13 protein-coding genes are annotated in these 12,433 nt (G+C 61.5%); 7 read left to right on the forward strand and 6 right to left on the reverse strand.

The features are described from left to right. The first annotated feature begins 262 nt into the window (after positions 1 to 262). From M728_RS08730 to M728_RS08745, 4 genes are all read left to right on the forward strand, one after another. Complete coding sequence (locus M728_RS08730) at positions 263 to 502, forward strand: DUF982 domain-containing protein (protein WP_026613788.1); 240 nt, start codon at positions 263 to 265, stop codon at positions 500 to 502. Positions 503 to 951: 449 nt separating this feature from the next. Next, positions 952 to 1,158, forward strand: a complete 207-nt coding sequence (locus M728_RS08735) for a hypothetical protein (protein WP_026621728.1) — start codon at positions 952 to 954, stop codon at positions 1,156 to 1,158. A 190-nt stretch (positions 1,159 to 1,348) separates the two neighbouring features. Then, entirely contained in the window at positions 1,349 to 2,035 is a 687-nt protein-coding gene (locus M728_RS08740) for a fumarylacetoacetate hydrolase family protein (RefSeq protein ID WP_026621729.1), read from the forward strand. A 174-nt stretch (positions 2,036 to 2,209) separates the two neighbouring features. Then, a complete protein-coding gene (locus tag M728_RS08745) occupies positions 2,210 to 2,740 on the forward strand; it encodes a gamma carbonic anhydrase family protein (protein WP_026621730.1) in 531 nt (176 codons plus the stop codon). Between the two features lie 79 nt (positions 2,741 to 2,819). On the opposite strand, the gene M728_RS08750 is transcribed toward M728_RS08745, so the two are convergent. The 3 genes from M728_RS08750 to M728_RS08760 are packed head-to-tail and all read right to left on the reverse strand — an operon-like array spanning position 2,820 to position 4,946. Continuing rightward, the gene (locus M728_RS08750) at positions 2,820 to 3,215 is read right to left on the reverse strand and encodes a Fur family transcriptional regulator (protein ID WP_026621731.1); all 396 of its coding nucleotides are present in this window, start codon (positions 3,213 to 3,215) and stop codon (positions 2,820 to 2,822) included. Further along, positions 3,215 to 4,042: a zinc ABC transporter permease subunit ZnuB gene (znuB, locus tag M728_RS08755; protein ID WP_026621732.1), complete on the reverse strand. Its 828-nt coding sequence runs from the start codon at positions 4,040 to 4,042 to the stop codon at positions 3,215 to 3,217. Before znuB ends, M728_RS08750 begins: the two co-directional genes overlap by 1 nt. Beyond that, complete coding sequence (locus tag M728_RS08760; protein ID WP_026621733.1) at positions 4,035 to 4,946, reverse strand: metal ABC transporter ATP-binding protein; 912 nt, start codon at positions 4,944 to 4,946, stop codon at positions 4,035 to 4,037. The genes znuB and M728_RS08760 overlap by 8 nt, the downstream gene beginning before the upstream one ends. Positions 4,947 to 5,093: 147 nt before the next feature. Between M728_RS08760 and znuA the strand changes: the two genes are divergently transcribed. After that, on the forward strand, positions 5,094 to 6,101 hold the full coding sequence (gene znuA / locus M728_RS08765) for a zinc ABC transporter substrate-binding protein ZnuA (RefSeq protein WP_026621734.1): 1,008 nt from the start codon (positions 5,094 to 5,096) through the stop codon (positions 6,099 to 6,101). Between the two features lie 156 nt (positions 6,102 to 6,257). Here znuA and M728_RS08770 read toward each other — a convergent pair whose 3' ends face one another. After that, complete coding sequence (locus M728_RS08770) at positions 6,258 to 6,626, reverse strand: RcnB family protein (RefSeq protein ID WP_026621735.1); 369 nt, start codon at positions 6,624 to 6,626, stop codon at positions 6,258 to 6,260. A 161-nt stretch (positions 6,627 to 6,787) separates the two neighbouring features. Continuing rightward, a complete protein-coding gene (locus M728_RS08775) occupies positions 6,788 to 8,419 on the reverse strand; it encodes a glycoside hydrolase family 43 protein (RefSeq protein WP_026621736.1) in 1,632 nt (543 codons plus the stop codon). 348 nt (positions 8,420 to 8,767) lie between these two features. Here M728_RS08775 and M728_RS08780 point away from each other — a divergent pair, with 348 nt between their 5' ends. Next, complete coding sequence (locus M728_RS08780) at positions 8,768 to 9,343, forward strand: TRAP transporter small permease subunit (protein ID WP_026621737.1); 576 nt, start codon at positions 8,768 to 8,770, stop codon at positions 9,341 to 9,343. Next, entirely contained in the window at positions 9,340 to 11,121 is a 1,782-nt protein-coding gene (locus tag M728_RS08785) for a TRAP transporter large permease subunit (protein ID WP_026621738.1), read from the forward strand. Before M728_RS08780 ends, M728_RS08785 begins: the two co-directional genes overlap by 4 nt. Before the next feature lie 100 nt (positions 11,122 to 11,221). Here the strand turns inward: M728_RS08785 and M728_RS08790 are convergent, their stop codons facing one another. Next, complete coding sequence (locus M728_RS08790; protein ID WP_026621739.1) at positions 11,222 to 12,328, reverse strand: TRAP transporter substrate-binding protein; 1,107 nt, start codon at positions 12,326 to 12,328, stop codon at positions 11,222 to 11,224. Positions 12,329 to 12,433 lie beyond the last annotated feature (105 nt).

Below are 12,433 nucleotides of genomic sequence, written 5' to 3' on the forward strand. Positions count from 1 at the left end.
AACCCAGGATATGAAAGGCGGAGGGCCAATGCCCTGTCCTGCCAAAAATACGGACAAACGGCAATTCCTGAGCTACATTGAGGCTCCGGGGCGCGGTTCCACCCGGGGGAGTTGCACGGAACCGGGGCCCATTTGACAACGTTTTAGAAGTTGATCCTTAGCGGGATCGACAGGGCCCCAGCAGTCTCTGCCGGCATCGCGCCCGACGTACATGGCGACGCCTCAAATCCCACTTTGGGCATCGCATACCAGGAGGAGAAGCATGCATCAGGTGTTGTGGAGCCGTCCTATCGAGCTTGGAATTTCCGGCGGCGGCGTGCGCACGGTAAAGGGACCGTCCGACGCGCTCGCATGCCTTGCGGGCCAGTGGCCCCACCGCGGCCCTTACTATGTGGCTGCGCGCAGCGCCTGCCGTGCCGCCATCGATGGCCGCCGGACGGCCGAGGAGGCCCGCAGGCTCTTCATATCCGCGGCCGAAGAGGCCCATTTGAAAGCGCATTAGAGAGTGATCCGAAGGCGGTGCGCAGGCTCGTCGAGCGGCCGACCTCGGGACCGCGGTCGCGCGCGTTGTGTTCTATCCATGCACCTTACTCGTCGAGACCGCTTTCAAAAGATAATACTATTTTCAATACCTTTTTCCGAGTAGACGTATTGGTAATATTATTGTGTTGCAGCGCAATATTTCATCGGCTCTGCTCTGTCTTACTTGAAAAGTCGGGCGCCTTCTAATATAAGCGATCTCGCAAGCTTGTTTGCAGATGTGTCAGCGAGATCCTCACGGGTCTCGAGCCCGATTTCGAATTGAGACAGAAATCTCCGTGAAACTGCCCGATTTCTGTCGCGAAGCCTTCATTTATTGCCGCTATATTCTGAGGTGCCTCACAAAAACCAACATCGGAGCGTTTAAGTCCCTTAAAAGAAGGGAGACAAAAATAAGACGGGAGAGCCATCATGAACGACAGTAATCTCTATCGCATCGTCGAAGTCAGCATGAAGCGCGAAAGCGGCCGCAAGGACATCGGCATCATGACCGTGCGCCAGGCCCTTGAGCTTCCCGAAGTACCGAGCCTTGAATACAGCCATCCGGATCTCAACTCGCGCTCGGACGGCCGGTTCCTCACGCGCGACCAGCTCGAGGCTTATGCCCGCTGCGCCTGAGCCGCTGCGATTGCGGCTCTCATCATTCCTCTCGCCAGATCATCTTTGCGGTAGCCCTTCCGGCTGCTAACGTCCTTCCCAGATTCGCTACAGCGTCGAGCCTAGCCGGGCCGGCTGCTGTGGCGTTTCAATTATCCGCATGTGTTTCGCCGGCAAACTGAATGAAACCGTGCGACGGAGCCGGACGACCATGGACACCATTCTGCCACCCCCGCCGCCCGTGCTGCTGCCGATCTCCGGCAGCCCCGTGGGCTTTCCTGTGAGGCGGGTCTATTGCGTCGGGCGCAACTACGCCGCCCACGCGATCGAAATGGGACATGACCCTGACCGCGAACCGCCCTTCTTCTTTCAAAAGAACCCGGACAATCTGTTGCTGCCGGGTCAGGATTTCCCCTACCCGCCCCTTTCTTCCGACGTGCATCACGAGGTCGAGCTGATCGTTGCCTTGCGCAGTGGCGGTGCCGACATTCCGGTCGCGGTAGCGACGGACCACGTCTTCGGCTATGGCGTCGGTATCGATTTCACCCGCCGCGACCTGCAGGCCGAAGCGAAGAAAGCCGGGAAGCCCTGGACTGCAGCCAAGGCCTTCGAGCACTCCGCGCCGGTTTCTGAAGTCGTGCCAGCCAAGGCGATCGGCCACCCGACGAACGGGAACATCTGGCTCAAGGTCAATGGCGAGTTGCGTCAGCAGGGCGACCTTGATCAGATGATCTGGAAAGTACCGGAGATCATCGCCGAGCTCTCCCGGCTTTTCACGCTCGCGCCGGGCGATATCATCATGACCGGAACGCCCTCTGGCGTCGGTCCGGTTGCCCGCGGAGATGTCGTGACTTGTGGCGTCGATGGCGTCGCGGCGCTCGCAGTCAAAGTCGTCTAAAAAAGGAGCGGAGCGGAATGTCGGCTACAGCGTCCTTTGTGCGTCTTTCAGACGCACAAAGGACGCTGTAGCACTTTGAATTACTGCACGGTTTTGTCCTTAATCGGCTAGATTAAGGAAAGATGCAGTCGGGCCGATGTCCAACGCCGCCACACGAGCCGGGAGGAAGTTCGCATGCCGCTCTACGCCTTGGGATCTCTGCAACCGCAGACGCCGCCGGAAGGCAGCTATTGGCTCGCGCCGGACGCCAATCTCATCGGCCAGGTGGAAATCGGCGAGGATGTCGGCATCTGGTTCGGCGCGACGTTGCGCGGCGACAATGAACCGATCCGTATCGGCGCACGCACGAACATCCAGGAAGCCGTCATCATCCATGTCGACCCCGGCCTTCCAGTGACCATCGGCGAAGGCTGCACGATCGGCCATCGGGCGATCATTCATGGCTGCACGATCGGCGACGATTCCCTGATCGGCATGGGCGCCACCGTGTTGAACGGCGCGAAAATCGGCCGCAACTGCCTGGTCGGAGCCAACGCGCTCGTCACGGAAGGCAAGGAATTTCCCGACAATTCGTTGATCGTCGGTGCTCCGGCCAAAGTGGTACGCACGCTCGACGACACCGCGATCGAAGGGTTGAAGCGCTCCGCCGAACATTACGTGAGAAACTGGCAGCGCTATGCGGCGCACCTCAAGCGACTGGATTGAGCCTGCCGTTCGCCGCGCTCATGCTCGACGTTCCCACTTCGGAAAGCGCATCGCATAATTCGATTGAACGTGACGCGCTCTAGGCGCAGCTCTTGCAATGGCCGCGAATCTCGATCGTCGTCTTCTCGGTCTTGAAGTTCTGCGTGCGGACGAGCGACGAGAGGCGCTCCTCGATCGCCTCGTCATGGAACTCCGTCACCTGGCCGCAGCCTTCGCAGATGGTGAAGGCCGTGACGCCGTGATCGTGCTCGTGCTCGTGCGGGCAGGTGCAGGCGACGAAGGCGTTGAGACTCTCCAACCGGTGTACCAGGCCGTATTCCAAGAGCTTGTCGAGCGCGCGATAGACCTGCAACGGCGCACGAAAACCCTGATCCCGCAGTTTGTCGAGGATCGTGTACGCGCTCATCGGGCCGTCCGAATGGGCGAGCGCTCCCATCACCAGCGACTGATTCTTCGTCAGTTGGGGCGTACCCATCAGCGTTGTCCTCCATGAGAAGAATATGACGCGTGCTCAGTCCGGCGACCGACCGGCAGCAGACTCAGCACGAAGAGGGCCAATGCCGCAACCACGATGGACGGCCCGGACGGCGTATCCCAGTGGAGCGAGCCGAAAAGACCGCCGGCCACAGCAAGTGCGCCTATCAACGAAGCGAGGACGGCCATGATTTCCGGCGACGTTGCGAAGCGGCGCGCGGTCGCCGCCGGTATGATCAGCAGCGAGGTAATCAGCAGGATGCCGACGATCTTCATGGCGATCGCGATCACCAGCGCCATCAGCAGCATGAAGAAGAGCCGCGCCCTGTCCGGCTTCAGACCCTCGGCCTCCGCCAGCTCGGGATTGACGGTCGAGGCGAGCAGCGGCCGCCACAGATAGATCAGCGCGAAGATCACCAGGATGCCGCCGCCCCAGATGACGTCGATATCGCCCTTCGAAACGGCAAGGATGTCGCCGAAGAGGAAGCCGACGAGATCGATCCGGACCCAGGTCATGAAGGCGACGATGACGAGGCCGATCGACAATGCCGAATGCGATAGGATGCCGAGCAGCGCGTCGGTGGAGAGGGCGCCGCGCTTCTGCAGGAAGAGCAGCAGCACCGAAACGGCCGAAGCAACGATGAAGACGCTGACCATGAGATTGAGGTCCATCAGCAGCGACAGCGCGACGCCGAGCAGCGCCGAATGCGCCATGGTGTCGCCGAAATAGGCCATGCGCCGCCAGATGACGAAGCAACCGAGCGGCCCCGCCACCATGGCGATGCCGATGCCGGCGACGAGTGCACGAATGAAGAAATCGTCAAGCATCGCGCTTCTTCTCCGCCGTCTCAAATCCCTGCAGCCGCGCGTGATGCCCGCAGCCGCAATCCGGATCGTGGTCGTGCACGTTCTCGGCCTCGTCATAGTGGTGATGGCCGTCTCCCGGGAAGCAGCTTTCGGTGATGCTGCCGTCGGCATGCAGCACCCGCCCGTCCGACAAGTGCGTATGGTCGTGATGATGGCTGTAGACCGCGAGCGCACCGGCGGCCCTGCGGCCGAAGAGCTTTAGATATTCCGGGCTCTGGCTGACGGCCTGCGGCGTGCCGCGGCAGCAGACGTGGCCGTTCAAGCAAACGACCGTATCGGTTTCCGCCATGACGATATGAAGATCGTGCGAGATCAGGAGGATGCCGCAGCCGGTGCGGTTACGGATCTGCTTGATCAGTTCATAAAGCGCGATCTCGCCGGAAAAATCGACGCCCTGTACCGGCTCGTCGAGCACCAGTAGATCGGGTTTGCGGGCGATCGCCCGAGCAAGCAGCGCTCGCTGGAATTCGCCGCCCGACAGATGCTGCACCTCGGCCTTCGCCATGTGCAGCATACCCGTGGCCGCCAGCGCCTCCTCGATTTCGCGACCTTTCAGCGGGCCGGTCAATGTCATCAGGCGCTCGACCGTCAGCGGCAGCGTCCAGTCGACGGCGAGCTTCTGTGGCACGTAGCCAACCTTCAGGCCTTGTATCCGCTCGACCTGGCCCTCGTCCGGCTTCACGACTCCGATCGCCGTTTTCGCAGTCGTCGATTTTCCCGAACCGTTCGGCCCGATGAGCGTGACGATTTCGCCGCGATTGATCGAGAAGTCGACGCCGCGCACGAGCCAACGCCCGTTTCGCCGCACTCCGGTGTTGGCAAGACGGACGAGAGGGGTCGTTTCTGGCGATCGATAGTTCAGCATCAAAAAATCCAAGCTGACAGTTGCCTCTGGCTATCGCACACGTTATAGCATAACGCAATTGATGTAATAACATTACACGGCACTGCCTTGCAATGTCAGATGCATGCAAGCCCGCCGCAGCATTTTGAACCAAGCTCGGAGAACCCGATGAAATCGACGCCCGCCCTGCTTTTCGCATCCACCCTCCTCCTCTCCTCGCCAGCCTGGGCGCAAGCCCCCAACGTGGTGGTGTCGATCAAGCCCATCCATTCTCTCGTCGCGTCCATCATGCAAGGCGTCGGCGAACCCGCGCTCATCGTCGAGGGCGGCGCCTCTCCTCACACCTACAGCATGAAACCGTCGAACGCCGCAGCACTGCAGGCAGCAAACGTGGTCTTCTGGGTCGGGCACGGTTTCGAGGCCTTCCTCGACAAGCCGCTCGACGCGCTCGGCAGCGGTGCCAAGGTGGTGGAACTCGGTGAGGCTCCGGGAATCGAGAAACTGAAGTTCCGCGAGGGCGGCGCCTTCGAAGCGCATGATGACGAGCACGAGGAAGGACACGGCGCGGGTGCCCATGAGGCCGAGGAAGCCGGGCACGAGAACCACGCCGCCGAACCGGAAGCTGCCGAACAGGGTCATCATCATGGCGAGGGCGAGTTCGACATGCATATGTGGCTCGACCCGATGAACGCCAAGGCAATGGCGGCCGAGATCGAGAAGACGCTCTCGGAAGCGGACCCGGCCAACGCGGCCGCCTACAAAGCCAATCTGGAGAAATTCAACGCGAGGATCGACGCTCTCGACAAGAGCCTTGCCGAGACCGTGGCGCCGGTCAGGGACAAACCGTTCGTGGTGTTCCACGACGCCTACCAATATTTCGAACACCGCTACAAAGTGCGCGTCGCCGGCTCGATCACGGTAAGCCCGGAAGTGCTGCCAGGCGCCGAGCGCCTTTCGGAGATTCATGCGAAGATCGAGGAGCTCGGCGCGACCTGCGTCTTCGCCGAACCCCAGTTTGAATCGAAACTGATCAGCGTCGTCATCGAAGGCACGCCGGCGAAATCCGGCACGCTCGATCCAGAAGCCGCGAGCCTCGAGGCAGGGCCGGATCTCTATTTCCAACTGATGGAAAATATCGGTGCCTCACTGAAGGAGTGCCTTTCCTCGGCGAGCTAATGCACGTCGCCCGAAAGTGTGCAGCGGCTTTGGCATCATGACATGCAGGAACAAGATTTAAAGCGCGCATGACGCGCTTTAAAGTCGTCCTCCCAAGACGGCGAAGGCGGGCCTATCCGGCCCGCCTTTTTTATCCGTTTCTTCAGTGCTGCCGGGTCAGTGAGCCGCTGCGAGGCCGACGATGACGCCTGTCGCCAGGCTGACCAGCAGGAAATCGTTGTCGACACGTACCCACTGCTGACCACGCGGGGGAGGCCGCAGCCGATAGCGGCGGTAGTCGTGGACATAGGCCATGTGACGGCGCTCGGCGGGGCTCAGCCGGTATCCGCGCGCCCAATGCATCTTCTTGATGATCACGCGCTTCTCGATGGTCTTTTCCGCGCGCTTATCGACGTGGCGATAGACCTGCCCATGGCGATAGCGGTCATGCGCCTGTGCCAGTTCAAAAGAGCCGGCCGTCTGAGCGAACGCCATCGGCGTGGCGAGGAACGAGCTGGCGACAAGCGCGATCAGGAGGCGTTTCATGGGGTTTCCTTTCGTTGTACGCCCCATGAAACTAGGCCTGCCTTCCTGAACCGAACATGAAACATGGCATTACAATTGTGTAAGGATAACCGATGCTTATGACGAGTTTCTCATAAACTAATGAATGCGTCAAAAGTGCGCAACGACGTTGCGCTCGCATCTCACTTCTGCGTGGCGATCGCTTCATAACGGAATCGGTCGAAGTCCGCGGGCATTGCACTGCCCGAAGTATCGAAGGCGAACATGCCCGCGAAGGCGCCAGTGAAGGAACCATGTTCGCCGCGCCCGCCCTCGTCCGAGATCACGCCGGCATCGAGCACGGGGCCGATCACCTTCCAATCGTCATCCGCCTCGGTCCGCCAGAAGAACTGGAGATCATTGTCCCTCACCTCCATAGCAAGCCGGATCGGACCCTCGGGGACCGCGACGCCGCTCCCGGCCGGAAACGCCAACCGTCCATGCGGGAAGTCCCCGGGGCAAGAAAGGATCGTAACGACGCGTCCAAGCGTCTCGTGCCGGGTGATTCCGAGGGCATGGAACTTGTGCCGGTTATAATAATGCGTGAGGCCGGCGACCTGCTGGTAGGTCTCGGGAGCGAATTCGACGACTGTTTCCGCCCGGAAGGAATGGTGCTCCTGCCGCCGCGCCACCAGCGCCTGCTCGAACCAGCTTCCTATGCTCTCGCGACCAAAGAGGCGGAGGTGTCCTTCCCGCCAGGTCAGCGAGAAGATCCGCTCCGGCGCCGGCGTGCGCAGCCACTGGAATTCCAGCGGAAGCTCCGGGTCGTCGAAATCGGATTCGATCGCGGCAGGTGGAGGGACCGCTATCGTGTGCGCCGGCGCGGGCACCGTCACGTCCGGCACGACGCCGCCGCCTTCGAGGTAGAGCCAGCCGTCCTCCCGCCAGACGCATTTCTGCAACGCCGTCTCGCGGCCCAGCGTACAGCGACGATGAGGCGGCAGCGGCCGGCCGCAAAGATGCGTGTGGTAAGCCTGTCCGTCCGATGTTTCCACATATTGGCCGTGCCCCGCGCGCTGCAGCGCCGCCTCCGAGTGATCCTTCGAGGTGATAAGATGGGCGTTCGGATGCATCTCGTAGGGTCCGTCGATCGCGCGCGACCGCGCCATGGTCACGGCATGGTCGTAACCCGTGCCGCCTTCGGCGACGGTCAGATAATACCAGCCGTCGCGCTTGAAGAGATGTGGGCCCTCGACGAGCCCAAGCGAGCTTCCGGCGAAAATGTTCTTGACGGGGCCGACGAGCTTGCGCGTCCGCTCGTCCCATTCCTGCAGCAGGATGCCGTCGAAGGCCGGGCTTTTCGGCGAGCCGCCGAAGCTCTCGGGCCGGTGGTTCCACTGCATGTTGAGGAACCACTTGCGGTCGTCATCGTCGTGGAAGAGCGAGGGATCGAAACCGGACGAATTGACATAGACCGGATCGGACCAGGTGGCCTCGACGACCTCCGCCGTCACGATGTAATTGTGCGCATCCTTGAAGTTGCCGTCGAAGCGCTTGACATCGGTGTAGACCAGCCAGAACAGCCCGTCGCAATAGGAAAGGCATGGCGCCCAAATGCCGCAACTGTCGGGGTTGCCGCGCATGTCGAGCTGGCTTGCGCGCTCCAGCGGCCGCCTTATGAGCCGCCAGTTCACCAGATCGCGCGAATGATGGATCTGCACCCCCGGATACCACTCGAAAGTCGAGGTGGCGATGTAATAGTCGTCGCCGACCCGGCAGATCGATGGGTCAGGATTGAAGCCCGGCAGGATCGGATTGCGGATCATCGCGGCCATGTCTTCTCCTCCATTTTCGGCCGTGCATCCAGCCCGAAACTCGCCGCCGTTTCAAGACCCGCGGCATAGGTTTTCGCTCAAGAAACAAGACGGCCAACAGGCTCCGAATCATCGTGCCTCAGCATGAATTGCGCGCTGCCGACGACCGCGCGTTGAAAAGCAATGACGGCGGATCCCACCACTTGCGCCTAAGCTTTGGGCATTCTTGGCCGGCCGATATGATACTTTCGTATAGCGGTTCGTTGCCAAACAGAAAAATGGCAGCGCAGGCTTGAAAGGAGACTTGAAATCGGCACTCTGACTGTGCTTGGCAGAACACCAAAAACAGCCATTGCGGGGAGGTATCCGATGAAACCGTTACTCGGCTTCAGCCGATTGATAGACGCCGTCACCGAGAAAATCGGCAAGGCCGTCTCTTGGCTCATTCTTGTCGCCGTGCTCGTCAGCGCCGGTAATGCCGTCATCAGAAAAGCGTTCAACATCTCGTCGAATGCCTGGCTCGAGGCGCAATGGTATCTCTTCGGCGCCGCCTTCATGTTCGCTGCCGCCTATACGCTGAGCCAAAACGAGCACATCCGCATCGATATCGTCTACGGGATGTTTTCGCGCCGCGTGCAGCATTGGATCGACCTTTTCGGGCACGTCTTCTTCCTGATGCCCTTCGTGCTGCTGATGCTCTATTACCTCGTGCCCTACGTGCGGATGTCCTATGTTTCGGGCGAGGTGTCCTCCAGCGCCGGCGGGCTCATCATCTGGCCGGCGAAGGCCATTCTGCTGATCGGCTTCATCCTTCTCGCACTGCAGGGTGTTTCGGAGATTATCAAGAAGATCGCCATCATGACGGGGAACATGGACGATCCCACCCCCTACGTGCCGACCCACGCGCCGCTCGATGAAACGATTGCTCCGGAGGTACGCCCGTGATCGAATTCGTCGCCGACAACATGGCACCGATCATGTTCGCATCGTTGGTCGTGTTCCTGCTGCTGGGTTATCCCGTTGCATTCTCACTTGCCGCCAACGGTCTTTTGTTCTTCATCATCGGCGTCGAGCTTGCGCCGCTTTCCGACTCGATCAATCTCTCCTGGCCGCTGCTGAACGCATTGCCGGAGCGGTTCTGGGGGGTGATGTCGAACGACACGCTCCTCGCCATCCCGTTCTTCACTTTCATGGGGATCGTGCTCGAACGCTCGGGCATGGCGGAGGACCTTCTCGACACGATTGGCCAGCTCTTCGGCCCGGTCCGCGGCGGCCTCGCCTATGCCGTGATCTTCGTCGGTGCGCTGCTTGCGGCAACCACCGGGGTCGTTGCTGCCTCGGTCATCGCGATGGGCCTCATCTCGCTGCCGATCATGCTGCGCTACGGCTATGACCGGCGCATCGCCTCGGGCGTTATTGCCGCTTCCGGCACGCTGGCCCAGATCATCCCACCGTCGCTGGTGCTGATCGTGCTCGCCGACCAGCTCGGCCGCTCCGTCGGCGACATGTATGCGGGTGCGCTGATCCCGGGCCTCGTGCTGACGGGCCTCTACATGGGCTACATCCTGCTCATGACCTTCCTGAAGCGCGATTCCATGCCGGCACTGCCGCTCGAAGCGCGCACACTCGGGTCGGGCGTGACATCGCTCATCATCGCACTCGCCGTCGCCGCCGGCATCGCCTACGCGGCCCATGTCTATCTTGCGCCGACGCAGGGCGAGAACGCCGACATCCTCGGGGCAACCGTCGGTACCGCGTTCATCTATGTGGTCGCTCTCATCGACAGGGCCCTGAAGATCAACGCATTGTCGCGCCTGGCACAGCAGGTCATCATCGTCTTGATCCCGCCGCTGGCGCTGATCTTCCTCGTGCTCGGCACAATCTTCCTCGGCATCGCGACGCCGACGGAAGGCGGGGCTATGGGTGCCGTCGGCGCTCTGATCATGGCGGCGGCCAAGGGGCGGCTCAACATGGAGGTGGTGCGGGCTGCGCTCGCCGCGACCACGCGCCTCTCCGCCTTCGTGCTGTTCATCCTGATCGGCGCGCGCGTCTTCTCGCTGACCTTCTACGGGGTCAACGGGCACCTCTGGGTCGAGCACCTGTTGGTCGGATTGCCCGGCGGCGAGGTCGGCTTCCTGATCGCCGTCAACGTGCTCGTCTTCCTGCTGGCGTTCTTCCTCGACTTCTTCGAGCTCGCCTTCATCATCGTACCGCTGCTCGCACCGGCGGCCGATAAGCTCGGGATCGATCTGATCTGGTTCGGCGTGCTGCTCGGCATCAACATGCAGACGAGCTTCATGCACCCGCCCTTCGGCTTCGCGCTCTTCTACCTGCGCTCCGTCGCTGCCAGGGTGCCGTACCTCGACAAGGTCACCGGCAAGATGACGCAACCGGTGACGACCGGACAGATCTATTGGGGCGCCGTGCCTTTCGTCGGCATCCAGATCCTGATGGTGGCGTTGACGATCCTCTTCCCGCAGATGGTCATGCACTACAAGGGAAGCGGCACCGCCGTCGACCCGTCCACGATCAAGATCGAAGTGCCCGGCTTCGGCACCGGAGGCGGCGGACTGACGCTGCCGGACAATGGCGGAGGCCTCGGCCTTCCCGGCGGGCTGCAGCTTCCAGGCGGCAATCCCTTGGAGCAGCAGCCGGGACAGCAGAACGCTCCTCAGCAGAACAACCCCGCACCCGACCTTAGCGTGCCACCATCGTTCAAATGACGGCAAAAGGGCCGGTCGCGATACCGGCCCTTTTCTTCCCTGGCGCACAAAGAAAACCCCGGAGCGGCGCTCCGGGGTATTCTTTTGCGATGAATGCAGCTCAGACCTTGCCGTTGCGCTGCTGGATCATCATGAACGTGTCGTAGTTGTACTCGGCAATCTGCGCGTTGAGGTAATACTCGGCGCGGAATGCCTTGATTGAGTCCCAGATCTTCTTGAAGGTCGGGTTCGCAGCTTCCATCTCGGCGTAGACTTCGTTCGCCTTGTCGAAGCAGGCCGACAGGATCTCGGGGCTGAACGGGCTGAGCTTCGCGCCGGCCGCCACGAGCCGCTTGATCGCAGACGGGTTGAGATAGTCGTACTTCTGCAGCATGTTGGCGTCGGTCGCCTGGCAGGCGGTGCGCAGCAGCGACTGGTAAGCCTTCGGCAGGTCGTCGAAAGCTGCCTTGTTGAACATGGCATGCACAGTCGGACCGCCTTCCCACCAGCCGGGATAGTAGTAGTACGGCGCGACCTTGTAGAAGCCGAGCTTCTCGTCGTCATAGGGGCCGACCCACTCGGCCGCGTCGATCGTGCCCTTTTCGAGGGCAGGATAGATATCGCCGCCGGCAATCTGCTGCGGCACGACACCAAGCTTCTCGACCACTCTTCCGGCGAAACCGCCGATGCGCATCTTCAGGCCCTGCATGTCAGCGACGGTCTTGATCTCCTTGCGGAACCAGCCGCCCATCTGCACGCCGGTGTTGCCGCCCGGGAAGCCGACCAGGCCGTGCCCGCCGAGGAACTCGTTGAACATGTCGATGCCGCCGCCATGGTAGTGCCAGGCGTTCATGCCACGTGCGTTAAGCGCGAAGGGCACGGCGGCACCAAGCGCCCAGGTCGGATCCTTGCCCCAGTAGTAGTAGGCAACGGTGTGGCAGGCCTCCACCGTTCCGGCTGCAGCCGCGTCGGCGGCTTGCAAACCGGGTACGATTTCCCCGGCCGCGAAGACCTGAATCTGGAAATTGCCGTCGGTCGCCTCGGAGACGTATTTCGACAGGACTTCCGCGCCGCCGTAGATCGTGTCGAGCGACTTCGGGAACGATGACGTCAGACGCCAGGTTACCTTCGGATTGCTCTGCGCAATCGCCGGCGCGGCAAGCGCCGACGCAGCAGCCGCACCGAGGCCGCCGATGCTCGCGTGTTTAATGAATGAACGGCGATCCATGATTCCTCCCTATTTCCCGCCATACGGTCCAGCGCAGCTTGTCCGCGCTACCGCCCATTGCACCTGTCCGCACCCGCCGAGGGGCGCCGGAAGGTCTTTTTCCTC

The organism is Ensifer sp. WSM1721 (assembly GCF_000513895.2).
Classification (GTDB): Bacteria; Pseudomonadota; Alphaproteobacteria; order Rhizobiales; family Rhizobiaceae; genus Sinorhizobium.

Excerpts from the sequence above, each read along its gene's own strand:
- M728_RS08730 (WP_026613788.1), top strand. The coding sequence starts at position 263 with ATGCATCAGGTGTTGTGGAGCCGTCCTATCGAGCTTGGAATTTCCGGC.
- M728_RS08735 (WP_026621728.1), top strand. The coding sequence starts at position 952 with ATGAACGACAGTAATCTCTATCGCATCGTCGAAGTCAGCATGAAGCGC.
- M728_RS08740 (WP_026621729.1), top strand. The coding sequence starts at position 1,349 with ATGGACACCATTCTGCCACCCCCGCCGCCCGTGCTGCTGCCGATCTCC.
- M728_RS08745 (WP_026621730.1), top strand. The coding sequence starts at position 2,210 with ATGCCGCTCTACGCCTTGGGATCTCTGCAACCGCAGACGCCGCCGGAA.
- M728_RS08750 (WP_026621731.1), bottom strand. The coding sequence starts at position 3,215 with ATGGGTACGCCCCAACTGACGAAGAATCAGTCGCTGGTGATGGGAGCG.
- znuB (WP_026621732.1), bottom strand. The coding sequence starts at position 4,042 with ATGCTTGACGATTTCTTCATTCGTGCACTCGTCGCCGGCATCGGCATC.
- M728_RS08760 (WP_026621733.1), bottom strand. The coding sequence starts at position 4,946 with ATGCTGAACTATCGATCGCCAGAAACGACCCCTCTCGTCCGTCTTGCC.
- znuA (WP_026621734.1), top strand. The coding sequence starts at position 5,094 with ATGAAATCGACGCCCGCCCTGCTTTTCGCATCCACCCTCCTCCTCTCC.
- M728_RS08770 (WP_026621735.1), bottom strand. The coding sequence starts at position 6,626 with ATGAAACGCCTCCTGATCGCGCTTGTCGCCAGCTCGTTCCTCGCCACG.
- M728_RS08775 (WP_026621736.1), bottom strand. The coding sequence starts at position 8,419 with ATGGCCGCGATGATCCGCAATCCGATCCTGCCGGGCTTCAATCCTGAC.
- M728_RS08780 (WP_026621737.1), top strand. The coding sequence starts at position 8,768 with ATGAAACCGTTACTCGGCTTCAGCCGATTGATAGACGCCGTCACCGAG.
- M728_RS08790 (WP_026621739.1), bottom strand. The coding sequence starts at position 12,328 with ATGGATCGCCGTTCATTCATTAAACACGCGAGCATCGGCGGCCTCGGT.